Raw genomic sequence first — 23,936 nt, 5'->3', positions numbered from 1 at the left:
GGGGAGGGCCAGGGAGGGGGCAACACGGAAAGGAAACGCATGCTCAAGGCGGTGATCTTCGACGTGGACGGCACGCTGGTGGACACGGTGGACAACCACGCCCGCGCCTGGCAGGAGACGTTCGAGCACTTCGGCATCCCGACCACCTACGAGGACGTGCGGTCGCAGATCGGCAAGGGCGCCGACCAGCTGATGCCGGTGTTCGTGCCGAAGGAGGAGCTGGAGCGGCGCGGCGAGGAGATCGATGCCTTCCGCTCCGCCCTCTACAAGCGCACGTACCTGCACGAGGCGCGCGGCTTCCACCGCACCCGCGCGCTGGTGCAGCGCATCCTGGCCGACGGCAAGCGGGTGGCGCTCGCCTCCTCCGCCAAGGGGGACGAGTTGGCGGTCTACAAGCGGGCCGCCGACATCGACGACCTCGTGGACACCGAGACCGCGTCGGAGGACGCCGACCAGTCCAAGCCCCACCCCGACATCTTCCAGGCGGCGCTGGACAAGCTGGGGATCCGGCCGGAAGAGGCGGTGGTGGTCGGCGACACGCCGTGGGACGCCGAGGCGGCGGTCAAGGCCGGCATCCCGATGGTCGGCGTGCTGAGCGGCGGCTTCGCCGAGGCGGACCTGCGCGCCGCCGGCTGCCGCGAGGTGTGGGACGACCCGGAGGACCTGCTGGCCCATTACGGCGAGAGCCTGCTGGGCAAACGGTGAACGGAACCTTCGCCGTGGCGGCGCGGTTGCTAGGGGGCCACACCACGCAGCACGGGAGCCACGCCATGGCCATCGAGAGCACGATCCGCGACACCTACGACACGGTGTTCGGCGGCGAGCGCAACCTGTCCACGCTGGAGCGCGTCACCTCGGTCGGGCTGGGCCTGATCATGGCGGCGGCCGGCGTCAACCGCGCCGACCTGCCCGGCGCCATCATGGGCCTGACCGGCGGCGCCCTGGTCGCCCGCGGCATGAGCGGCCACTGCCCGATCAAGTCCGCCATGGGCTACGACGAGCACGGCCAGATCACCCATCACCACGACACCGGCGAGGCCGCGCACGAGGCGCAGCACGACCGGGCGATGGCGACGCACGCGATGTGACGTTTGATAGCCCCCTCCCCAGCCCTCCCCCGCTGCGCGGTGGAGGGAGTTTATGTTCCCTCTCCCGCGCAGCGGGGGAGGGTTAGGGAGGGGGCAAAATCAACCCCTCCACTCCCTCAGGCGTGCAGGCTCAGCGAGGGCGGAAACAGCTCCAGCTCGCGCGGCACGAAGGAGGGGCGCAGACCGCCCATTATCTCGCCGACCACGCCCACGGCGTCGAGCAGCGCCTGTGGCGCGAACGGCTTGTGCAGGAAGCCCAGCGCGGTGTCGCGCACCTCCTCGGCGTGGTGGTCGTAGCCGGTCACCAGCACCGACGGCACGCCCAGCTCGGCGCGCAGGCGCCGGCTGAGGCTCACGCCGTCCTCGCCGCCGGCCAGCAGCACATCGACCAGCGCCAGATCGGGGCGCTCGCGTTCGGCCAGGCGCATCGCCTTGGATGCATCGCGCAACGGCCCGACGACCGTGTATCCCGCCTTTTCGAGGACCGCCTTCATGGCCGGCCCGACCAGCGGATCGTCTTCGACTATCAACAGCTTCACGATGGTCTCATCCGGTATGGAGCGAAGGCCGCTCCAACATGGGGAGACAACGGTTCAATTCAACATCGGGATCCATGGGATACCATCGGGTCACCCACCGATGGACCACCGGGAACCTTCGCGGCGGCGGGTTATTGCGCCTGCCACGTCACCAGCCAGGTTTCGAACCCCTGCGCCATGGCGTCGCTGGCGAGGCGGTTGGCCGAGAGTGCGTCCGCCTGCGGCCCCAGCGTCACCGTCAGCCAGCCGCTGGCATCCGGCGGGTCGGGCACGACGACCATCGGCTGGTAGCCCTTCTCCTGCGCCCGGGCGAACAGGCGGTCGGCGTTCTCCTCCATCAGGAAGCGGCCGAGCGACACCGAATAGACCAGCGCCGGCCCGGCATCCTTCGCGGCCTCCTTGGGCGTGTCCTTGGGCGTGTCCGCCGCGTCGGCGGCCGGCGCATCCACCGCCTGCAACAGTTTGCCACGCAACGCCGAGGCAGGCTCGACCGAGGGCGGGGCGCCGTAGCCCAGGCCCTTCACCTTCACCGGCTTGACCGCCGGGGCGGGCTCGGCCGCGCTGCTCTTGGCCGGCGCGGCGCTGGAGGGTGCCGCCGTGGAGGGTGCCGCGCCGCCACCCGCCGACGATCCGCCCTGCGCCGGGACCGCCGGCGCGGCCGGGGGCGGGACCGGCGCGGCAGAGGCAGGTGCGGCGGAGGCAGGGGTGGCGGGAGCGGCCGGCGCCGCGGTGGCCGCGGGCGCGACGGGCGTGGTGGCCGGGACGGACACGTTCACGCCGATCAGCAGGCCGAGCAGGAAGGTCAGCACGCCGAACAGCAGCGTTCCGGCCAGGATCAGCGGCAGAGAAGAGCGCGGCGCCGCCACCGCTCAGCTCCCCTTGTCGGCCGGCTTCGGCGCGGTCTTCTCCGACGGCTTGGCGGCCGGGGTGCGGGGTGACTCATCCTTCGCGGGAGCCGTGGCTCTGGTAGGCGCGGCGGGCTTCGCCGGCTCCGCGCGCTCCGGCTTGGCCGGGGCGGCGGAGGCGTGGCGGTCGTTGAACATGCCGCGCTGCAGGCCGACTCCGCCCATCTGCAGCCTCTGCCACGGCACGAAATGGTCATCGGGCAGCTGCGCCTGCTGGCGGAAGGCGGCGATCGGCTGGTAGGTGCCGGAGTAGTTGCTCCACCAGTCGATGCGGCCGCTGTCGAAGCGCACGGTGCCGGCGTACAGCACCGGCTTGCCGCCGGCCAGCCCGGCGTGGCCGCTGCGCGGCGAGACGAAGGTGTGCGCGTCGCTGCGCGTGGTGCCCTGCACCCGCACGAAGTTGTAGGTGCCGTTCGGCTTGACGTGCAGACCGCGGTCGGCGGTCTTCAGCACGAACTGGTTGCCCTGGAGGCGCAGCAGCTCGTCCCCGGCGCCGCCACGCTCCGCCTTGCCGGTGCGCAGCGCGCCGAAGGTGGCCTGCGGTTGCGCGACGGGGCTGTGGGCGGGCTTCGCCTGAACCGCCGGTTCCGGCCGGCGGCCAGGCCAGTGGGGCGGCGGAGGGGCGAAGCGCTTGTGCGGGTCGGACATGCGTCGGCCTGCGGTGGAGTGCGATTCAGTTTATCGTGTCCGCGGCCCCGGCTGCAACCGGGACGCGATGCCTCACGCCTGGGTCTGGACCTGCCCGGCCATGTTGATGCTGATGACGCCGCCCCAGCTGCACATGCATTTGCAGCCGTCGTTCAGCGCCGGCATGTTGGCGATCAGCACCTGCGGCACGCCCGGCGCCCAGGGCGCGGCGGTCATCGGGATGCAGGGCATCGGCGTCAGCACCCCCATGGCCGCCGCGGTCGCCGCCGCCACCGTGGGGTTGGCCATGCTCTGGCACATGCCGAAGGGCAGGATGTTCAGCATGGGCACGTAGTCCATGATGTTGGCCGCCGGCATGCTGCTGGCCATCACGCAGTTGGTCGGCAGCACCATCAGCGTGGCGGGGGCCACGCCGAAGCTGCACTGGATCATCGCGCCCGACACCACCAGCATGCCCATCGCCCTGCCCTCCCGCTACTTCCCCATCAGCCGTGCCACCAAGCCCTTCTTGCCCGGCGCGTCGGGATCGTCGAAACGCTCCGGCCCCTCGACCGCGACGCCGGCCTGGTAGACGGTGCGCTCGGCCGGCTGGCCGCCGGGGTGGAACTCCACGGCCTCGCCGTCCAGCAGGTCGGCCTTGTAGGAGGCCCGGCGGCGCAGCGAGCCGTCGGCGCGGTACTCCATCACCAGCCCGTCGAGCCGGCCGTCCTTATACTCCGCGGTCATCAGTGGCGTGCCGTCGACGGTGAAGCACTCCATCAGGCCGTTCCGCTTGCCCGCGGACCAGCGCACGACGGTGAGCAGCCGCCCGGCCGGGTCGTAGCTGCGCATCGCGCCGTCCAGCGCGCCGTTCGCATAGCTCATCTCGGTCTGCGGCCGGCCGTCGCGGAAGATGGTGGACGGCCCGTCCGGCACCCCGGCCCTGTAGACCAGCCGCATCTGCACCGACCCGTCCGGCGCGTAGGCGACGAACTCCCCGTCCGGCACGCCGTCCGGCCCCACGGTGGCGGCGGACAGCAGCCGCCCGTCGCCATCGCGCGCCTCGACGATGGTATGGTCGGCCGGGGGTGGGGTGTCGGTTCCGTCCATGGTCAGTTCAGCTGGATCAGGCCGCCCTTCACCGAGGTCATGCCGCCGCCGTCGATGGTGGCCTGGGCGCTGCCCTTGACGGTGACGGTGGTGCCGCCCTGGAGCGTCGCGCCGGTGTCGGCCTTCACCGTGGCGTTCATGCCCTGCACGGTGGCGTCGCTGGTGGCCTTGGCGGTCAGGCCGGCGGACGAGGTCAGGCTCATGTCCGAGGTGGATTGCAGCGTCAGCCCCTTGCCCGCCTTGATGGTCACGGCGCCCGAGGCCTGGATGGTGATGTCGCCGTCCACCTTCAGCGTGAAGTCCTTGGTGACGGTCTGGGTGAAGGCGTCCTTGTTGGTGTGCGTCTCCGCCCCCTCCACCGTCACGTCGCGCGTGCCCTTGACCGAAGTGGTCTCATTGCCCTTGGACACCGCGTAGGTCCGGTTGCCCTCGGTGATGGTGAGCGTGTCGTTGCCCTTGGAGATGGTGGTCGAGCGGTTGCCCTTGTTGAGCGTGAGGGTGTCGTCGGCGGCATCGACCGTGGTGGTGCGGCTGTTGTTGATCAGCACCGTCATGTCCTTCTGCGCCTGAAGGTAGACCTCCTCGCTGCCGGCCTTGTCCTCGAAGCGAAGCTCGTTGTAGCCGTTGCCGCCGGTCGAGCTGTTGGTCTTGATGGTGCTCTTGGTCTGGTCGTCGGTCAGGGTATAGGGCACGGTGTTGGTGCCGTTGTAGACGCACCCCGTCACGATCGGCTGGTCGGGGTTGCCCTCCAGGAAGCTGACGATCACCTCCATGCCGATGCGCGGCAGGAAGAAGGCGCCCCAGCTCTTGCCCGCCCAGCCCTGCGCCACGCGGATCCAGCACGAGCTGTTCTCGTCGTTGGTGCCCTGCTGGTCCCAGTGGAACTGCACTTTGATGCGGCCGTACTGGTCGGTGTAGATCTCCTGCCCCGACTTGCCGACGACGGTGGCGGTCTGCGTGCCGGGGATGCGCGGCCAGGGCGTGACGCGCGGCGGCCGGAAGGTGGTGGCCGCGGGCAGCGCCGTGAAGCTGTTGGAATACTCGCGGAAGGTCGCGCGGTGGCTGACGCTGTGCAGCACCCAGGCGGCGTTGAGGTCGGAGCGCGGGTGCTTCGACAGCGTGAATTTCTGCCCCGCGGTGAAGGCACGCACCACGCCGCCGCCCGACAGCCGCTTGGCCTGGGCCTGGAGCTCCGCCACGCGCACCTTGCCGATCGCGTCGCCCTGGTCCTTGGTCGTGTAGTTGCCGGGGTACTCGTACACCTGCGGCGCGCCGGAGGTGCCGGTGACGCTGGCCTTCAGTCCGGTGGACGGCGTGGTGAAGTTGTAGTCGTCGGCCTGGTACATGCCGCTGGTCACCGCCTGCTCCAGCGAGCAATTGGTGACGTGCAGCGCGTCGATCCAGTCCTTGCCCGTCGGCACCTGCAGGAACGGCACGGTCGCGGTGCCGGAGATGTCGGCGAAGGCCGAGGCGTCGTCGGCCAGCACCAGCGTGTGCTTCCCCGCCGCGTAGGTGAAGAAGTAGCAGATGCCCTCGTCCTCCATCAGCCGCAGGACGAAGTTCAGGCAGCTCTCGCCGTACTGCACGCAGTAGTCGCGCGTGGTGTAGGTGGCGGTCGTCGAGTCCTTGAAGTCGCTGAAGCCGAGGTTGCCGAACACCGCCTTGATGATGTCCACGGCGGTCTTCGACTGGTAGATGCGGTTGTCGGTGCTGAGGCCCAGCATCCATAGCCAGGGGCGCAGCTCGGCGACGTAGGAGGTGGCGGTCTGGATCACCCGCGTGCACATCCCGTCGATGATCCGGGTGGCGCCGCTGTCGCCGGTCAGCGTGACGGTGAGGTGCTGGCCGACCAGCTGGGTCAGGTCGACGTCCTGCGCGCCGGTCGCCGACTGCATGACCAGCTGGAACTCGAACAGGCCGGAGACGTACTCGGTGCCGCTGAACTCCTGGAGGATCAGCGCGTCCTTGCCCAGCGGCGTGCTGACCGACAGCGAGGCCTTGTCCTGCGTGGTCGCCTTGTCGCTCATGGTCCTGCAACGCGGTGGGCGGGCATGCCGAAGGTGTAGCGCAGCCCACCCGAGGCGTCGAGGCCCCCGTCTATGTCGACATGAACGAGGTCCACCGGCAGCCCGTCGGCCAGCCGTTCCAGCACCCCGCCGGACAGCTCGGGCAGCAGCGTGTTGGTCAGCAGGTGGTCGATGGCGCGCGCCCCGGCATCGGTCGCCCGGCAGCGGTCGGCGAGGAAGGCCACCACCGCATCGTCGTAGGTCATCTCCGCCCCGTGCGCCTCGGCGAAGCGCACCTGCACGCGGGTCAGCTTCAGGCGGACGATGTCCCGGATGCGCTCCTCGCCCAGCGGCAGGTAGGGCACCACCACCATGCGCCCCAGCAGCGCCGGCTTGAAGTGGCGCACCAGGTCCGGCCGGATCGCCTCGGCGATGCTTTCGGCGGTCAACGGGGCGGGGAGCAGTGGCGCGGCGGTCAGCGGTCGCACCAGCGGTTCGGACGCCAGCCGCGCGATGGTGTCGGTCCCGAGGTTGGAGGTGAGCAGGATGATGGTGTTCTTGAAGTCCACCACCACGCCCTCGCTGTCCTCCAGCGTGCCCTTGTCGAACACCTGATAGAACAGCTCCAGCACGTCGGGGTGGGCCTTCTCCACCTCGTCCAGCAGCACGACGCAGTAGGGGGTGCGCCGCACCGCCTCGGTCAGCACGCCGCCCTTGCCGAAGCCGACGTAGCCCGGCGGCGCGCCCTTGAGGCCGGAGACGGAGTGCGCCTCCTGGTACTCGCTCATGTTGATGGTGACGAGGCTGCGCTCGCCACCGAACAGCAGGTCGGCCAGCGTCAGCGCCGTCTCGGTCTTGCCGACGCCGGACGGGCCGACAAGCAGGAACACGCCGGTCGGCTTGCCCGGCTCGCCCAGCCCGGCGAAGTAGGTGCGGATGCGCTTCGCCACCGCGTCGAGCGCCGCGTCCTGCCCGACCACCCGCTCGCCCATGCGTTCGCGCAGCGTGCGCACCGCTTGCACGTTGTCGGTCAGCATGCGGCCGACCGGGATGCCGGTCCAGCCCGAGACCACCTGGGCCACCGCGCGGTGGTCCACCGCGGTCGGCACCATGGGGGAGTCGTCCTGCACCTGCTCCAGCTCCAGGCGCAGGCCATCCAGTTCGGCGCGGGCCTGGAGGTAGGCGGCGCCGTTGCGGGCGGGCAGCGAGTCCTCGATGTCGCGGACCCGGGCGACGACCTCGGCCTCCTGGCGCCAGCGCGATTCCAGGCGGTGGCACTCCTCGTCCACCGCGGCGCGCTCGTCGGCGAGGCGCTCCATGCGTTCGGTATGGTCGCGGCCGGCGGCGCTCTCGCGCGCCAGCAGGGCCAGCTCGGCGGTGAGGTCGGCGGAGCGGCGGGCCGCCCCCTGCAGCTCCGGCGGCGGGCCGCTCTGCGCCAGCGCCACCCGCGCGCACGCGGTGTCGAGCACGCCGATGGCCTTGTCCGGCAGTTGGCGGTCGCTGATGTAGCGGTGGGCCAGGCGCACGGCGTCGGCCACCGCCTCGTCCAGGATGCGGACGCGGTGGTGCGCCTCCAGCTTCGGCACCAGGGCGCGCAGCATGGCGGTGGCGGTGGGCTCGTCCGGCTCCTCGACCTTGACCACCTGGAAGCGGCGGGCCAGCGCCGCGTCCTTCTCGAAATAACGCTTGTACTCGGCCCAGGTCGTCGCGGCGATGGTGCGCAGCTCGCCGCGGGCGAGCGCGGGCTTCAGCAGGTTGGCGGCGTCGCCCTGCCCCGCCGGGCCGCCGGCGCCGACCAGGGTGTGCGCCTCGTCGATGAACAGGATGACGGGCGTGGGCGAGGCCGCCACCTCGTCGATCACCTGCTTCAGCCGGTTCTCGAACTCGCCCTTGATGCCGGCGCCGGCCTGGAGGAGGCCGAGGTCGAGGATGCGCACCGCGACGTTCCTCAGCGGCGGCGGCACGGCGCCGTCGGCGACCTGCTGGGCGAAGCCCTCGACCACCGCGGTCTTGCCGACGCCGGGGTCGCCGGTGAGGATCGGGTTGTTCTGCCGGCGCCGCATCAGGATGTCGACGACCTGCCGGATCTCGGCGTCGCGGCCGACGATGGGGTCGATCGTCCCGGCGCGCGCCTGGGCGGTGAGGTCGATGGTGTAGGCGTCCAGCGCCGGCGTCTTCGACGGCCCGGCACCGGCGGCCAAAGCAGACGCGCCGGGCGCGGACGCCGGACTGGGCGCGCCGCCGTCCTCCGGACTGCCGCGCAGCAGGTCGCCCAACTCCTCCGACAGCTTGCCACGGGGGATGAGGGAGAGCTTCGGCGCCGCTTCAATCAGCATGCCGCGCAGCGCGTCGTCCTCCAGCAGCGCCGCCAGGATGGCGCCGGAGCGGATGGCGGAACCGCCAAGCCGCAGCGAGGACACCACCCAGGCGCGCTCCAGCAGGCGCAGCAGGTGTTCGGAGAAGGCCGGCGTCTGCACGTTGCCGCGCGGCAGTTTCTCCAGCGCGCGGGTGAGATCGGCCGACAACACCCCCGCATCGACGCCGTAGTGCCGCAGCAGCCGCGCCACGTCGCTGTCCGCCATGCCGGCGAGCTTGAGCAGCAGGTGCTGCACCTCCACCGCGAAGTGCGTCTGCGTCAGGCAGAGCTGCGCCGCCGTCTCCAGCGCGCGCTTGGCGGTGGGGTTGAGCTTGCCGATGAGGGGCTTCAGGGAGGACATGGGCGCATCAGGGCTTCAAACACACATTTTGGCCGGGGCCTTTCGCTCGGCGTTCAGCAATCATACCCACTCGCGCCTTGTTTCCGCGAGCAATGACTATTTACTTTCCCAAGGATAAATAGGGTTCCCCTCCATATCGAATTTCACCGAAACAGATGACATCCGATCTCGCAATGCCCATGTCTGATATTCTGCCCTTTGTTGCTTAAGAGCCTCATTATAGTACCATTGGGCATTCTCGGTATCGATCGCCAACCCGCCTCTTTCCTCTCCATTATAGCTCCATGTCTCGCTATCGGACTTCGACCTATTGCATTTGCTACAGCACAAAGAAAGATTGCTAGCGGCATTGCTGAACATTATTTCTTGTTTTCTGCTGTCGGCGTAATCTTTAATTTTGCTCCATGGCGTTCCGTGATCAATATCCATAGATTCTTTTGGATAAAAGAGGCCGCATTCATTACACTGGTAATAAATTTTATTCATATTAGCGGAGTTTTCGGCGCCAAGAACCTTCCACAACTCCATCCTTACTGCGCCAGGGCCCTGGAACATGAATTCCTTGGTTTCGTCACGCCACCCCGGGCGCTTCCCCGTCTCTTCGCCTTTCGCCTTGTATTCCAGATTCAAGCCAAATTTATAGAATGTATTTACTTGTTGGTTGTTATTCATCCCTGGGCCATTGCCGAAATCCATCTTTTGGACCACACCACCAGGGTTGCATTTTGCGGGCGCTGCGGTGCCACGCACCGTCTGCATTGCGCTTGGGCGCGCCTGACCGGCAGCCGCCATTTTGGCTTGCACTGCGTGTATGCCAGTAGATGGCACCCTGCTGCCGTGTCCCGCACTCGCAGGTGCATTCCCAGCCGGTGAGGAGAACCGCGTGGGAGGAGGCCCGGGCGGGACCCGACCGGATGTCTGCGGAGGCCGCTTAGGCTGCACGAAATTCGCGCTGCCACCAGCTATGGGAGGTATCGGCGGGCAAGGCCGTGGTTGGCATTGCGCCGGAATGGGCGACTTCCCCGGCATGGCCGGCTGACAGGCGCCCGATGGGGTGGCCACCGATCGGACAACACGATGTTCGAGGGCAGCATTCACCTTCAAGCGGTTCCCGGCGGCGGCCGGCACGCCCGGTCTCGCGGGCTGGACAAAGCGTTCCTGGGAGAACTCTCGAACTCCGTCATATTTCTGCGGCGGTGGCGCGTGCTTCTTCATTTCACCCTCCTATCGGCAGGCGATCGGCGCCAACCTTCAGATCTTCCGATAAAAATCCCGCGGCCCGCGCACCGGCCCGGCGCCGGTCACGTCCACCCCCGCCGCCTTCGCCACGTCGCCGGCGAACGCCGTGCACTGCTGGCGCGCCAAGCTGAATTGCACGTTACCGCCCCGGTACTCGCCGATCTTCGCCAGGGCGCGCTCCGCCTGCTCGCGGCTGACGGCGAAGCTGCGGGTGCGCACGCCGGGCTTGGAGAACGCCGCCTCGTCGCGGTGCACGCGGCCCGGCACGCCGGTGGTCAGGCGTCCCAGGTCGCGCTTCGGGTCCATGGACGACAGGTTGGCGGGCGAGAAGCCCCAGGCCTCGCGCTTGCCGCCGGGGCGCTCCACCGCCACGAAGCCGTGGCCGGCCATGGCGTCGGGCAGGCCCTTGTCCTGGTGCAGGTAGGCGCCGACGATCAGCCGGTAGCCGGAGCCGTCGGCGGCCTTGCGCTGGATCTGCGGCTTCCCGGCGTGCTGCGGCGCCGGCTTGGCCTGCACGGCGGGCGGCGTGACGTGGGAGGCGGCGCGCATGCCCATGCGATCGGCCTCAGCCTCCAGCGACGGGTCCTGCACCACGGCGATGCCGCTGCCGAACGGGTTGCGCACGCGCCCGGCACGCTGCTGGACGACGTGCGTCAGCTCGTGCCCGAGAAGCTGCTGGCCGTGCGGGGTGTCGGGGTTGTACTGCCCCGGCGCGAAATAAAGGTTGGTGCCCAGCGTGAAGGCCAGCGCGCCGATGGACGGCGCCTCGGACCCGACGTGCACGCGCACGTCCGAGAAGTCGGCCTTGAAGAACGACTCCATCTTCTGCCGCACGCCGTCCGGCAGCGGCCGTCCGCCACCGCCCATGCGGATCAGCCCCGACGGCAGCGCCTGGGCGTGGCTGTTCCCCTGCGGCTGCGCCACGGCCCCGCCCGATGTCGGAAGCCTGGGTCCGGCGGCCAGGAACCGGCCCTGGATGACGGTGCCCGATGCCTTCGAGAACGCGGTCATGACAGCCTCCTCCCGCAAACGATGAAGTATCGGGCTACCCCCTCGCCTTCGTCAACGGCGATCACCGGAAGCACCAACGAACGCGCGAGTCGGATCATCGCCGATCTACGCATGGGCACGCCCTCCGCCGCCGCGCAGTTCCACCACCCCCTCCGCCGTCCGCGGCCGGGTCGTCAGCCACGTCGTCCAGCCCAGCCTCGGCGCGTCGGGCGTTGGGCGAGTGATCAGCCGCGCCGCGCCGTCCAGCCGCACACCGTGCACCTTCGGCCGGTCGGCCAGCGCGCGGGCGCCGTGCAGGTGCAGGCGGTTGGCGCCGACCAGCCGCGTGCCTGGCACGTCCGCCGGCTTCAGGCGCAGCCGCACGTCGGTGTCGATGCCCGGCCCGACGTAGAAGGCGGCGAGGTCGCGCAACGCCCGCGCCGCGTGCCCGTCCGGCAGGAAGCCGCGGAACGCCTCCAGCCCCAGCGGGCCGATCTCCAGCACCACCGCCGCCTGCTGGTCCCACGCCCTGCTGCCCAGCACCGCGCCGCCGCCGAGCGTCGAGTTGCGCTGGCCCAGCCGCGTCGTCTGCGTGTCGTCGAGCGTCAGCCAGCGCCCCTGCAGCGGCAGCGCCCGCACCGCCACGCCGAAATGGTCGCCCAGCACGCGCTCCAGCCCGTGCAGGCTGCGCGGCTGCTGCGCCAGCACGCCGGCGTGGTTGAGCAGCACCCGGTCGGGCACCGCCATGCGCCCGCGCAACGCCCCGGTGCCCATGCCGATCAGGCTGTAGAGGTAGCCGGCGAACGGTCCCTGGTCCGGCGTGCCGCGGTTCAGCGCCGGCCGGTGCATGCGCCGCGCCCGGTGCAGCAGCGAGACGAGGCGGTGGTTGAAGAGGTCCAGGAAGTCGCGCGTCGCGGTATCGCCGGCGCGGATCTGGCGGATGATCTCCTCGGTGAAGGGCGCCGGCAGCGGGCCGAAGCCGCCGGCCAGCCCCAGGAAGTTCACCGCCAGCTCCCAGCGCGGCTCGCCCGGTCCCGGCGGACGGGCGGCGGTGAGGTCGCTGGCCGGGAAGGCGCTGCTCAGGGTGGAGCGGAAGCGCACCGCCTCGTGCACCGCGTGGCTGCCGTCGCCGACGCCGCGGGCGTCCGGGCGCAGCCGCTCGATCAGGCTGACCGCCTGGTGGAAGTCGAAGCGGTGGGCCTCGGCGGCCAGCTGCTCGACTACAGAACGGGGCGATCGCCAGCCAGAGGCGGCCATGTCTTCCAGATCCCGTGGCGTTGGCGGCTGGTCAGGACCAGCTGCGTGAAGGAGTTGACGGCGGCGTACAGCCCGAAGAAGCGGTTGAGCACGGACGCGAGCAGGAACGGATGGCTGCCGACGAAGCGCTCCTCGTCCAGTTCCAGCCGCACCTCGGTGCCGCGGCAGAAGCCGCGCCACGCCTCGTTCCCCACCCGCCGCACGACGCCGCCGCAGGACAGGCCGGACAGGCCGGCGACCTGGCTGTCCACCGTGGCGTCGGCGAAGGCGGCGTAGAGGCGCAGGATCTCGCGCAGCGCCGCCAGCCCGGCCTCGCCGTCCAGCGACAGGTGGTTCAGCGACAGGTGCGACACCAGCCGCCACAGCGTCTGCCCGCCCAAGGGCGGAGTGAGCTGGCGCGTCGGTTTGGTCAGGCAGGCGATGCCGCTGAGCGGCGCGTCCACCTCGATGTCCAGGCGGGCGCCGGCCGGCATCTGCTCGGCCACGCCGCGGTTGGTGCACAGCGCGTGGGCGAACACCACCTGCGCCGGCGGCCGCGTCGGCTTGAAGTCGAGGTCGAGGAAGGACAGCACCATGTCGGTGCCCGGCAGGTCGGCCCGGCCCGTCGGCTGGCGCCGCGCGGTCCAGAAGGCGCGGGCGTCCTCGCGCACCGCGCCATGGTCGAAGGAGTAGAAGGGCTGGAAGCTGCGGCTGTCGTCCTCGTAGGCCGAGCTGGCCGAGACCTTGAGGATCGAGTGGATCTCGGTCGAGCGCTCGCGGTAGCTGTCGGGCAACAGCCGGTAGTCCACCTGCGTCTGGTCCAGGCGCACCGGCTCCGTCGTCGTGCGGAACAGGTTGACGATGGGCGCGCAGTTCAGGCGGAAGGTGCCGGCGTCGATGCTCAGCGTCCGCTTCGGCGGCTCGGCCAGCAGGAACAGCAGCTCGGCCTCCTGGCCGTCGCCGAAGCCGCCCAGGCCGTCGATGTCGAGGAACAGGTACTTCTCCGGGAACACGAAGTATTCCTGGATCAGCCGGTACGCCTGATGCGCGTGGCGCGGCCAGGGCAGCACGTCCTCGTCCGGCGCGAAGCCCACGGGGTGGATGCAGGCGGCCGACAGCTCGCGCCCCGGCGCGTGCGCGCCGGCCGGCCGCACCGCCACGCCGCGCACGCCGTTCAGCAGCAGCTCGTACAGCCCGCCGCCGACGATCGGGCCGGCGTGCAGGTGGAGGCGCAGGCGCTTCGGCGCCACGTCGGCGAAGCTCTGCTTGCCCAGGCAGCGCAGCGTCAGCCGCAGAACCGCGCCGACCTCGCTGCGGTGGTCCAGGAACGAGAACGCGGCGGAGGGCTGGATCGCCGCTTCGGCCACGGTGATCGGCCACAGCTCCACCGGGTAGCCGGTGCGGAAGCGGCAGGTGATGCCGTCCGCCGCCTCGGCGTACAGCGGCGTGTCGTCGGCCAGCGTGAAGCCGGTGGCCGAACGCGCCTGCCCCGGATCGACCATGAACTGCGCCACCGCCATGCTGGGCACCGGCGCGGTCAGGTGCGGGTAGAGGACGCCGAGCAGCGCCGCGGGGATCTGCGGGAATTCCGAATCCAGCGTGCGCTGGATGCGCGCGGTGAGGAAGGCGAAGCTTTCCAGCAGGCGCTCGACGTGCGGGTCCGGCGATTCGGCGCCGCTGAGGTCGAGCCGCGCGGCGACGCGCGGGTAGCGCGCGGCGAACTCCGCCCCCTCGTGCCTCAGGTAGGCCAGTTCGCGCTGGTAATAGTCCAGCAGGTCGTCGCGACCGTCAGTCATCGGGCTTCAAACGCCTTTCTCCCGTCATTTCCGCGAAAGCGGGGATCCAGGAAAAGCCCCGACAGGGGCGACACGAGTCATGGGGCTCGCGGACGCGAGCGCTGGATCCCCGCCTTCGCGGGGATGACGGCGAAAGAAGGGCACGCGTCGAAGCCCCGTCACCCTTCATCCCCGTCCTCCACGCCGTCGCTCAGCAGGATGGGGAAGGTCACCGGCTCGACCATGCCGGCCAGTTCGACGTCGCCCATCACGCTGACGCGCAGCTTGCGCCGCTCGCCGACCACGCGTTCGACCCGGACGGCCGGACGCAGCAGGCGCGGCTCGAACGCCGCGACGGTGTCGGCGACCAGGGCGGCCAAACGCGCCTCGCTGTCGGCGTCGTAGGGCCAGAACAGCGACAGGTCGGGCAGCCCGTAGTCGAGCGTGCTGCGCGGCCGCCGGCCCAACGCCTCGGCCGACAGCGGCGTGCGGGTGTTCAGCAGCCGGTCCAGCTCGCGCCGGATCGACGCCGTCAGACCCGCCCGGTCAAGCATCCGCAGATCGGGCATCCGCAGGTCGCGCCGGTCCTCCGGCGCCGGGTTCGCCGCCAGGCGGTCGAACAGCGGCGCCCGGACTCCCTGCGTGACCCGCGGTCCCGGCATGGCGGCTTACGACACCTCCTGCTTGGCGAGGTCGTGCTTGACCGGCTCGTTGCCGCCGCCGGTGCCGTCCGCCGCCTTCTGCTGGATGTAGGTGTACTTCACCGAGTTGTAGCTGAGCGTGACCGTCTCGGTGGAGATGTCGCCCGTGCCGCCGCCGATGGAGACGTTGGAAACGATGACGCCGGTCATCTCGATGTCCAGATACTTGATCGCCTTGTTGTCGCCGTCCGAGCGGTAGGCGGTGAAGGTGGCGGTGCCGATCTGCTTGCCGCTCCAGCACATCTTCAGCAGGTCGTCGGTCGACGCGTCGGTGTACTTGGTGAACGAGAAGTCGGAGTGGTTGGCCTGCTCCACCGTGCCCGAGCCCGCGGAGCTGCGGGTCGGCGAGGTCGGCTGGTTGAACGAGTGGCTCCAGGACAGGACCTGGATCTGATCGGTGTGGGTGCTGTCGGCGCTCTCGCCCTTGATGTCGGGCGTCTTGAAGACGATGAACATATTGGCGGCCATGACGGGACTCCCTTGTCGGCCAGCGTTTCACGTGCGGTGTTCGGCCTCCCCCGCCCGCCGGACGGGAGAGGCGGTCTGCGGGGCCTTACGCGGCCGGCGGCGGCAGCTCGGCCACCAGGCGGATCGACGCGGTCAGCTCCTCCAGCTGGAAGTGCGGCCGCAGGAAGACGGTCGCGTTGTAGCAGCCGGGCTTGCCGGGGATGTCCGTCACATCGACGCGGGCCTCGCGCAGCGGGTACTGCGCCTTGAGGTCCTGGCCGGCGTCGTCCTTGCCGAGGACGTAGTCCATGATCCAGGTGTTGAGATACGTCTGCACGTTCTCCTTGGTCATGAAGCTGCCGATCTTGTCGCGCATGATCACCTTGATGTAGTGGGCGAAGCGCGACGCGTTCAGGATGTAGGGCAGCATCGCCGACAGCCGGCTGTTGGCGTTGGCGGACGCCGTGTTGTACAGCTTCGGCTTGTTGGCGGTCTGGCCGCCGAAGAAGGCGGCGTAGTCGGTGCCCTTGCAGTGCACCAGCGCGATGAAGCCGAGGTCGTTCAGCTCCTTCTCGCGGCGGTCGGTGATCGAGATCTCCGTCGGGCACTTCAGCGCGATGTCGCCCTCGTCGGTGTGGAAGGTGTGGGTCGGCAGGCCTTCGACCTTGCCGCCGCCCTCGACGCCGCGGATCGCCGCCGTCCAGCCGTACTTGGCGAAGGCGTCGGTGATGCGGGTCGCCAGCATCCACGCCGGGTTGCCCCACAGGTACTTGGAATGGTCGCGGCCGTCGGTGTCCTCGACGAACTCCATGCCCTCGACCGGCACGGTGTCCGGGCCGTAGGGCAGGCGCAGCAGCACGTGCGGCAGGCACAGCGTGACGTAGCGCGAATCCTCGCTGGCGCGGAACGACCGCCACTTGATCAGCTCGGCGCTCTCGAAGATCTTCGACAGGTCGCGCGGCACGCCCAGTTCGGTGAAGCCGCCCATGTCGAACAGCATCGGGCTGGCCGAGGCGATGAACGGCGCGTGCGCCGCGGCGGCGACGTTGGAGATCTTCTCCAGCAGCGCCATGTCCTGCGGGTGCCGGCCGAACTCGTAGTCGCCGACCAGCACGCTGTAGGGATAGCCGCCGAAGGTGCCGTACTCTTCCTCGTACACCTTCTTGAAGAGCGCGCTCTGGTCGAACTCGACCGCCTTCTCCAGGTCCTTCAGCAGCTCCGCCTTGGTGATGTTCATCAGGCGCAGCTTCAGGCGCGTGCTGGTCTCGGTGTTGAAGACCAGGTAGGCGAGGCCGCGCCAGGAGGCCTCCAGCTTCTGCAGGTCGGGGTGGTGCAGCACCTCGTTGAGCTGCAGCGAGATCAGGTCGTCGATCTGGGCGATGCGGTCGTTGATGGCGGCGACCACGTCGCCGCTCACCGCGCCGCCGGTCTCGGCCAGCACGGAGTTGACGAACTCGTCCACCAGGTCGCGGGCGTAGCTGCGCTGCGTCTCGTCGCGCGCCAGCTTGCCCTCGACCATGATGCGGTCGAGGATCGGCAGGGTCTCGGCGGCAGCGGCACCCGCGCCCGGGGTCTCGGTTTCTTCAGCCATGGCAAGCGTCTCCTCGTGTCGCACCGCGGTGCGCGTCGGGCCCGCGGCGTCTCAGCGATTGTCGGGCGGCGGGTTACTCGGCCTTCGGCGCATCGGTAGCCGGGGCGGCGTCACCGGCGGGGGCGGAGAGCTGCTTCTTCAGCGCCTCCTGGTCCTCGGTGTTCGCCATCACCTGCTTCAGCAGGCCGTCCAGGTCGTCGTTGCCGTCCAGCTTGGTCAGCAGGTCGCGCAGGCGCGAGCGGGCCTCGAACAGGCGCTTCAGCTGCGGAACCTGCTTCAGCACCTCCACCGGGCCGAAGTCGTCGAGGTGCTTGAACTTCAGCTCGACGTTGAGGACGTCGTTGCTGTCCGGCTGCAGCTTGTTCGGCACCCGGAAGGCGACGCGCGGGTTGATCGCCGACAGCACGTCCTGGAAATTGTCGCGGTCGACCTCGATGAACTTGCGGTCCTTGACGGGCGGCAGCGCCTCCGCCGGCTTGCCCGACAGGTCGGCCATGATGCCGACGATGTAGGGAAGCTCCTTCTTCTCGATCGCGTTGCCGATTTCGACGTCGTACGTGATCTGCACGCGCGGCGGGCGGACTCTGCTCAGTTTGTGCTGGGTGCTCTCGGCCATGGACTTGCCCTTCTCCCAGAGTGTTTCTGTGCACGCCCGACGCGATGATCAGGCGCGTTTTTGTAATCCTGAAATGAACATTAGAATCGCTCTTGCCTGATAACAAGAAGATTCAGCCACATTGGCAATTCATCCGTTCATCGCGCCCCCGTCTTCTGTGTCAGTTCTGTAAAATTGAAGCCGAGGAGATCGAAAACCGTGCCGAGATCGTTGCGGCCACGGCTGACCTCGAGAAGAACTTCATGCAAAGGCATGTTCGCCCAGCCCAGCGCGCGGTGGATCAGGTACGGCGTCGGGCTGTGCGGTTCGGTGCGCAGCAGGAAGTCGGCAACCTCCGCCAGCCAGTAGTAGGCCTCCTCACGCGTGCGGATCGGGCCGGCGTGGACATACGGCGCGGCGTGCTCCTCCGCCTCGCCGTAGTCCTCGGGCTCCGGCTCGGGTGCGAACCCGGCGGCGGTTTCGGCGGGCATCACGGGATCCTCCCCCTTGGCGCGCAGCATGGTGTCCACCCAGCCCTGCAGGCCGGCCAGCGTCTCGCGCAGCGTGACCAGCCCCGGCGCGTCGCGGCCGCAGCGCGCGTCGAGCAAGGCCGACAGCGCGTCGGTGGCGGATATCGCCTCGGCGAGCTGTTCGTGTTGGTTGCGGTGGAAGGCGACCGGGGTGGCGGCGGCGCTGGCATCGACGTCGGGCAGCAGCGCCTCGCCCCTGGCACGGGCAGCGTCGCCGGTGCGCGGGTCCTTCGCCGCGATCATGCTGAGGCGCTGGGCGTTCTGGTAGTCGGCGAAGGAGAAGCTGACCACCGGCTGGCTGCCCGAGCGGGTGATCGGCTGCCGGTGCAGCAGGTTCGGCAGCTTGCCGTTCAGCCATTCCAGCGGCGCCACGCGGGCGGCGACGTCACCGTCGTCGATGTCCGGGTGCAGTCCGTCCCAGAACGCCTCGCACAGCCCGGCGATCATCCGCAGCCCCGGCCCCAGCGCTTTGAGGCCATGCTTGTGGACCAGCGCCTCGATCAGCCAGCAGGCGACCTGCAGGTCCTTCGAGCGCGTCTCCAGCACGCTGCGGCACAGCCGCGCCACCTCGTCCCAGTCGGCGCGCTTCAGCGCCGTCTGCCAGACGCCGGTGGGCAGCGAGGGGTCGTCCTGCCGGCGCGCCTCGCGGATCTCGTCGAAGACCGGGTCGTAGCGCAGCGACGGCCCGGTCGGGGCATCGCCCGGCAGGGGCGCCAGGATGGCGCTGAAGTCGGGAAGCGCGGCGCTCATTTCGTGATCCTCGTCGGGGCGTTCTTCGCCGCCGGGGGCGTGGGGGGTATCACCGCCGCCGTCTTCGCGGCGGCCTTGGCGGCGGCCATCCTCGGCACCGGCGCGGTCGAGACGTCGCCGGAGAACGGTTCGCCGGCGGCCGAGGCGGCGCGTGCGGCGGTGTCCAGGCGCGGCGCGCCATAGGGAAAGGACGGCAGCGTGAAGGTGGTCCTGCCCTTGCCGTCCGGCGTCGGCGTGCTGAGTCCCAGGCGCAGGAAGACGCTGGTCTTGCCGGCGACCGGCGGCTTGGCCGGGCCGGGATCGCCCGGCACCGGGGCGCTGGTGGTGTCGGCCGAGAACTTCAGCGTGTGCGGCCGGCTGTCGGTCAGCTTCGGCAGGTCGGCGGCCGGCGCCCTGTGCACCTGCAGCAGCCGCACCAGCGACCAGCGGTTCATGTAGGCGAAGCCGATGGAGCGGTCGGGCTGCACGCTGCCGTCGGCGCCGACGATGGACACCGGCACCACCGGCGCGTCCTTGGCCCAGCGCAGCGTCACCGTCACCGGGTCGCCCGGCGACCACTTGCCGGCCTGGGTGCCGGAGCCGCGCAGCATCTGCTGGTCGCCGATGGCCACCAGCCACTCGATGATCTGGTTGCCGCCGCTTTCCTTCGGCCGGTTGACGCGGAACTCCGCCGCCACGTCGAAGGCCGGCGGCGCGGTCGAGGTTGCGGCGAGGAACGGCGCCAGGAACTCCTTCACCGCCGCCAGGTTGTCGATGAAGGCGAGCGCCTGGGCGGCCGGCGTGCCCGGCTGCGGCGTGCCGAGGCCGCGGCGGATCGCCGCCTCCGCATTGCCGAAGCGCTCCAGGAAGGCGACGACGGCGTCGAGGTCGGCCTCCGCCGTGTCCGCCCCGCCGTAATCGGCGAACGGATAGCGCCCGGCCAGCATCGCGTTGAAGTCGGTGGCAAGCCGCGTGTAGTCGGTGGACAGCGCCTTCACCGCCACGCGCTGGCACTGCGCCAGCGCCATCCGGCGCAGCGTGTCGCGGCGCTGCTGGAAGAAGTCGCCGCCGGCGCTGGTGCCGCTGGCCAGCTGCTGCAAACAGGTGTCCGGCTTCACCGCGCCCAGGTCGAAGCGGACGTAGCGCTCCAGCAGAGCCAGCGAGCTGGCGGGGTTGTCCGCCTTGTAGCGCTGCTGCTCGATCAGGATGCGCTGCCACTTCAGCACGTGCGGGTCCTGGCGCAGCGTGTTGGGCGTCTGTTCGCGCAGCGCGAAGTTGACCAGCGGCGCCGCCACCTCGGTGCCCAGCCAGTCGAAGCGGCCGCGGGTGTTGTCGAGGTACTGCGCCAGCTCGCTGTCGCTGAGCACCTGGAAGCCCTCGAAGTTGAGCGGCAGCGTGCCGTCCCACTGCTTGAACTCATCGACCGGCAGGTAGGGGGCGCCCTCGTCGCCGATGCGGTCGGCCTGCTCCAGCATGCTGACCACGTGCTGGGCCACGATGCCCGACACGGTCGCGTACGCCTGGTCCATGCCGCGCCGGCTGAAGGCGCCGAGGATGTCGCCCAGACTGCGCGACGCCTTGCCGAACTGGCGCACCTCGCGCAGCAGGCCGGTCTCGTCGGCGACCATGCGGAAGTCCTGGCCGCGCTGCTCGACCACCTGCGCCTGCGCCACCGAGGTCAGCATGGCGGTCTGCAGCCGCTGCGCCGCCAGCGCCTGCACCATGGGGCGCAGCGAGTCCGGCACGCGGGTCAGCGGCCCGGCCTCCATCGCCTCGAACGCCTTGTAGTAGGCCATGGCCCTGGCCAGCGGCTCGGGCGACCACAGGGTAGCGGTGCTGGTCCTGGAGGGCAGCACCGGCTCGCGCACCGGGGTGTCGGCCATGAACTCGTACTTCAGGATGTCCGGCAGCACCGCGGCCAGCCCGTCCACCGCCGGCGCCAGCTTCAGCAGCCCGTCGTCGGTCTCGTCGGCGACCAGCAGCGGCCCGGTGCCCGGCGTCCGGATCGCCAGCAGCGCGGCGCGCAGGTCGGCGATGCGGGTGGTGGCCATGCGCAGCATCGCCTGCGCCGCCGTCTCGCCGAGAAACAGGTTGGCGCGCACGCGCTGGATCTGGTCCTTCCAGTGCGGCTCGTTCTCCGGATGCGCGACGAACAGCCAGCGCAGGTCGGGGTTGCCCAGCACCGTCTGCACCCGGTCGATGGCGGTGTTGAGGTCGACCAGCGTCGCCCCCGCCGCGTCCGGCGCGCCGAAGCGCGCCAGCTCCGCCCGCTCCAGCGCGCTGGCGACGGCGGCGAAGCGCTGCACGATAGGGCCGTCGGGCGACACCAGGGTGACCGCCCCCTGCCCCAGCCGCGCCAGCGTCTGCAGGGACGGCATGATGTTGCGCGAGGCGTCGAACGGCTTCACCTTCGCCACCCGCATCACGTCGCGGTACAGCCCGGCGTCGCTCAGCAGCGCCTCGCCCAGGTTGATGCCGAGCAGCGAGGTGACCAGCTTCGAGAAGGTCAGCACCGGCAGGTCGGTCGCCGTGTTGAACTGCTGGATGTCGGCGGCCAGCGCGTCGAGGTCGCCCAGGTAGGCCTGCACCCGCGCCTGGGCGGCCAGCCCCTCGGGCGCCTGCCCCTGCGGCTGCGGGCCGTATTTCTTCTGGATCGCGTCCCAGCGTTTGATGAGTTCGAGGCGCATCGGGTAGAGCACGACCAGACCGAAGCCGTGCGCCATGGCGTGCTTGACGTCAGCCTCGATGGTGCTGAACCAGGACGTGGGGATGAACGGCTCCAGCAGCGCGCGGTCGCTGAGCGTCTTGAAGGAGTTGAGGATCGGCGCGGTGGCGCCGTGCACGTCGCGGTACAGCCCCTCGCTCAGGCTCTGCCCCGCCTCGCGCGCCCGGTGCACCTGGGCGTCGGTCTTCTCGATCATCATCAGCGGCTTGATGATGTTCGCCGTGGTGCCCTGCAGCGAGGTGTAGGAGTACCAGAGGCCCAGCGACAGCACGACCGCCGCCGCCGCCACGCCGGCCTGGGCGAAGCGCAGCGTCCGGCTGCGCGCCACCAGCCCGCGCCGCGCCGCGCGCACCAGCCGGGATTCGCGGAAGATCTTCTCGCTGAACAGCTCGGTGGCGAACAGCGGCTGCGCCGCCGGAGCCGCCGAGGGGGCCGGCGCCAGCCCGACCGGCAGCTCCGCACCCGCCTCGTACGCCGCCGGCAGGCCGCGCCCGCCGGCCACCAGGGCCGAGCCGTCGCCGGTGAAGTAGAGGCCGCGGAAGAAGTGCGGGTCCTGGTAGGAATCCAGCCGGAACAGCGCGGTGGCGAAGCGCGCCACCGGCGCCGACAGCTTCTGGAACTCCGCCGGGAACAGGAACGCCATGTCGCTGAGGCCGCCGGACGACACCGCGGTGCCGATCAGCGTGCGGTGCAGCTCGCGGCCGATCTCGTCGAACGCCTCGTTCAGCAGGTGCGGGGCGAAGGTGGTCTCCAGCGTCTGCGGGTTCGACCAGCCGAACACCTCGTTCCGGCGCTGCACCGCCAGCGGCTCCCAGAAGCTGGTGAAGCCCGGCACCGTGTCGCACTTGGTGACGACCAGATAGACCGGCAGCCGCAGGCCGAGGTTCTGCTGCAGTTCGCGCAGGCGGCGGCGCAGTTGCTTGGCCCGGCTGGCCAGCGCCACCGCGTCCAGCCGGTCGGGACCGACCAGATCGCCGGCCGGCAGCGTCACCACAACGCCGTCCAGGCCGCGCTCCGGCCGGTGGCGCTGGAGCAGCTGGAGCAGCCGGCGCCAGCCGCCGTCGTTGCCCGTCGCGTCGCCGTCCGGCCCCCACAGCACGCAGCCGGCGGGGTCGAGGACGATGCCGCGCTCGAACACATGCCAGGCGCAGCCCTGCTCGGCCAGTTCGGAATCGACGGTGAGGTCGAAGGGCCGGGTGAGCCCGATGGAGGAGGCCAGCGCGCTCTTGCCCGAACCGGACGGTCCCAGCATCAACACCCAGGGCGCGGCATAGCGCCAGCCCGACCCCGGCATCATGCCGCGCATGGCGCGCAGCGTGGTGGTGAAGCTGGTGTTGAGCGCCCGCACGTCGGCGCCGCGCACCGCCGCCAACAGGTCCGCTTTGCCCGGCGCCGCCGCCGCCCCGCGCTCGTCCCGCCGCACCAGCCAGACCAGCAGCGCCAGCACCGCCAGCGCCAGAGCACCCAGCAGGACGCCGATCAGCAGCGGGTGGTCGGAGAGGAGGCTGGCGGTCACGTCCCCTCCCCTAGCGCGACGGGTTGTTGACGGCGCGGTCGATGCGCTCGACCGCGTGGACCACTTCGTCGGTGCCGGCCACCCAGATCAGGTGGCTGCCGACCAGGAACAGGCTGATCACCGCCAGCAGCGCCAGCCCCCACGGCCGCAGGTAGGGCAGCCGCACCGTGCGCCCCTGGTCGATGGTGTGGGCGTAGGCCTGCGGGAACAGCTGCGCGCCGTCGCGCGCCAGATCCGGGTCGTGGCGGGCGATGATGCGGGCCAGCGCCGCGCGGTAGGAGCGCAGGTCGCCTTCGTCCTCCGGCCGCCAGTAGCGGCCGCGGAAGCCCAGCGCCAGCGCCACCAGATAGATGGTCGCGAGGTCGCTCGACGCCCGGGTGCTGTCCTCCAGCAGGGCGTCCAGCCGCTCGAACACCCGCTCGCCGGCGACGCGCGTGCCGAACAGCGCGGTCTCCAGCAGCCGGTCCTGCCACGCCTGCCTGCCGTCCCAGTTGATGCGCAGCAGCATGGTCTCGTCGGCGAGCGCGGCCATGACGTACTGCGCCTCGCGGTACAGCGTCTCGCCGTAGGCGCCGCCCCAGTGCCGCGCCTTCACCGCCTGCGCTTCCAGCAGCGTGCGCAGCCGCTGGTGCACCAGCCCGGCGAGATCGGCCGGGGTCAGCCCGTCGCCGCCGCCCAGCCGGCCGGCCGCCAGCGCGTACTTCAGCCGCAGCAGCTCGGCGAAGAAGTCGCCGAACTGCACGAGCAGCGCGTGCTCCCCGCGGTCGCCCATCAGCAGCGACGCCACCGACGGCAGCCCGCCGGCGTCGGCGATGTCCGGGGCCAGATCCTGCGATGATACGCCCATGGGTCCCCTCCCCCCGGCCCGCG

At 70.4% G+C, this 23,936-nt stretch carries 20 protein-coding genes; 2 read left to right on the top strand and 18 right to left on the bottom strand.

Annotated features, from left to right (window positions below; genetic code table 11):
- Positions 1-39: 39 nt before the first annotated feature.
- Both ACRWK7_RS01620 and ACRWK7_RS01615 read left to right on the top strand, forming a co-directional pair.
- Positions 40-705 carry an HAD family hydrolase gene (locus ACRWK7_RS01620; RefSeq protein ID WP_431854413.1) on the top strand — a complete coding sequence of 222 codons (666 nt, stop codon included), beginning with the start codon at positions 40-42 and terminating at the stop codon, positions 703-705.
- 65 nt (positions 706-770) lie between these two features.
- The gene (locus tag ACRWK7_RS01615) at positions 771-1,088 is read left to right on the top strand and encodes a YgaP-like transmembrane domain (RefSeq protein ID WP_431854412.1); all 318 of its coding nucleotides are present in this window, start codon (positions 771-773) and stop codon (positions 1,086-1,088) included.
- A 116-nt stretch (positions 1,089-1,204) separates the two neighbouring features.
- Here the strand turns inward: ACRWK7_RS01615 and ACRWK7_RS01610 are convergent, their stop codons facing one another.
- The 18 genes from ACRWK7_RS01610 to ACRWK7_RS01525 form a co-directional block, all read right to left on the bottom strand.
- Complete coding sequence (locus ACRWK7_RS01610; protein ID WP_431854411.1) at positions 1,205-1,627, bottom strand: response regulator; 423 nt, start codon at positions 1,625-1,627, stop codon at positions 1,205-1,207.
- Between the two features lie 131 nt (positions 1,628-1,758).
- Positions 1,759-2,493 carry an SPOR domain-containing protein gene (locus ACRWK7_RS01605; RefSeq protein WP_431854410.1) on the bottom strand — a complete coding sequence of 245 codons (735 nt, stop codon included), beginning with the start codon at positions 2,491-2,493 and terminating at the stop codon, positions 1,759-1,761.
- Between the two features lie 3 nt (positions 2,494-2,496).
- Positions 2,497-3,180 (bottom strand): hypothetical protein, encoded by a 684-nt coding sequence (locus ACRWK7_RS01600; protein ID WP_431854409.1) that lies wholly within the window; start codon positions 3,178-3,180, stop codon positions 2,497-2,499.
- 72 nt (positions 3,181-3,252) lie between these two features.
- Entirely contained in the window at positions 3,253-3,639 is a 387-nt protein-coding gene (locus tag ACRWK7_RS01595; protein WP_431854408.1) for a DUF4280 domain-containing protein, read from the bottom strand.
- Between the two features lie 15 nt (positions 3,640-3,654).
- On the bottom strand, positions 3,655-4,269 hold the full coding sequence (locus ACRWK7_RS01590) for a toxin-antitoxin system YwqK family antitoxin (protein ID WP_431854407.1): 615 nt from the start codon (positions 4,267-4,269) through the stop codon (positions 3,655-3,657).
- A 2-nt stretch (positions 4,270-4,271) separates the two neighbouring features.
- A complete protein-coding gene (locus ACRWK7_RS01585; protein WP_431854406.1) occupies positions 4,272-6,296 on the bottom strand; it encodes a type VI secretion system Vgr family protein in 2,025 nt (674 codons plus the stop codon).
- Positions 6,293-8,992, bottom strand: a complete 2,700-nt coding sequence (tssH, locus tag ACRWK7_RS01580) for a type VI secretion system ATPase TssH (protein WP_431854405.1) — start codon at positions 8,990-8,992, stop codon at positions 6,293-6,295. The genes ACRWK7_RS01585 and tssH overlap by 4 nt, the downstream gene beginning before the upstream one ends.
- 96 nt (positions 8,993-9,088) lie before the next feature.
- Positions 9,089-9,784 carry an HNH endonuclease signature motif containing protein gene (locus ACRWK7_RS01575; RefSeq protein WP_431854404.1) on the bottom strand — a complete coding sequence of 232 codons (696 nt, stop codon included), beginning with the start codon at positions 9,782-9,784 and terminating at the stop codon, positions 9,089-9,091.
- Between the two features lie 459 nt (positions 9,785-10,243).
- Positions 10,244-11,242 carry a DUF4157 domain-containing protein gene (locus ACRWK7_RS01570; protein ID WP_431854403.1) on the bottom strand — a complete coding sequence of 333 codons (999 nt, stop codon included), beginning with the start codon at positions 11,240-11,242 and terminating at the stop codon, positions 10,244-10,246.
- A 105-nt stretch (positions 11,243-11,347) separates the two neighbouring features.
- Complete coding sequence (tssG, locus tag ACRWK7_RS01565) at positions 11,348-12,478, bottom strand: type VI secretion system baseplate subunit TssG (protein WP_431854402.1); 1,131 nt, start codon at positions 12,476-12,478, stop codon at positions 11,348-11,350.
- The gene (gene tssF / locus ACRWK7_RS01560; protein ID WP_431854401.1) at positions 12,442-14,253 is read right to left on the bottom strand and encodes a type VI secretion system baseplate subunit TssF; all 1,812 of its coding nucleotides are present in this window, start codon (positions 14,251-14,253) and stop codon (positions 12,442-12,444) included. Before tssF ends, tssG begins: the two co-directional genes overlap by 37 nt.
- A 158-nt stretch (positions 14,254-14,411) precedes the next feature.
- Complete coding sequence (gene tssE / locus ACRWK7_RS01555) at positions 14,412-14,894, bottom strand: type VI secretion system baseplate subunit TssE (RefSeq protein ID WP_431854400.1); 483 nt, start codon at positions 14,892-14,894, stop codon at positions 14,412-14,414.
- Between the two features lie 6 nt (positions 14,895-14,900).
- A complete protein-coding gene (locus tag ACRWK7_RS01550; RefSeq protein WP_431854399.1) occupies positions 14,901-15,401 on the bottom strand; it encodes an Hcp family type VI secretion system effector in 501 nt (166 codons plus the stop codon).
- Positions 15,402-15,486: 85 nt separating this feature from the next.
- Positions 15,487-16,971: a type VI secretion system contractile sheath large subunit gene (gene tssC, locus ACRWK7_RS01545; RefSeq protein ID WP_431854398.1), complete on the bottom strand. Its 1,485-nt coding sequence runs from the start codon at positions 16,969-16,971 to the stop codon at positions 15,487-15,489.
- A 73-nt stretch (positions 16,972-17,044) separates the two neighbouring features.
- Entirely contained in the window at positions 17,045-17,587 is a 543-nt protein-coding gene (gene tssB / locus ACRWK7_RS01540) for a type VI secretion system contractile sheath small subunit (protein ID WP_431854397.1), read from the bottom strand.
- A 137-nt stretch (positions 17,588-17,724) separates the two neighbouring features.
- Complete coding sequence (tssA, locus tag ACRWK7_RS01535; protein WP_431854396.1) at positions 17,725-18,846, bottom strand: type VI secretion system protein TssA; 1,122 nt, start codon at positions 18,844-18,846, stop codon at positions 17,725-17,727.
- Positions 18,843-23,066: a type VI secretion protein IcmF/TssM N-terminal domain-containing protein gene (locus tag ACRWK7_RS01530; RefSeq protein WP_431854395.1), complete on the bottom strand. Its 4,224-nt coding sequence runs from the start codon at positions 23,064-23,066 to the stop codon at positions 18,843-18,845. The genes tssA and ACRWK7_RS01530 overlap by 4 nt, the downstream gene beginning before the upstream one ends.
- 10 nt (positions 23,067-23,076) lie before the next feature.
- Positions 23,077-23,913 (bottom strand): DotU family type IV/VI secretion system protein, encoded by an 837-nt coding sequence (locus tag ACRWK7_RS01525; protein ID WP_431854394.1) that lies wholly within the window; start codon positions 23,911-23,913, stop codon positions 23,077-23,079.
- Positions 23,914-23,936: the final 23 nt, after the last annotated feature.

It is taken from the genome of Azospirillum sp. (assembly GCF_050789165.1).
The sequence above is the reverse complement of the archived record's forward strand: the minus strand, read 5'-3'. Positions and strand labels throughout refer to the sequence as shown.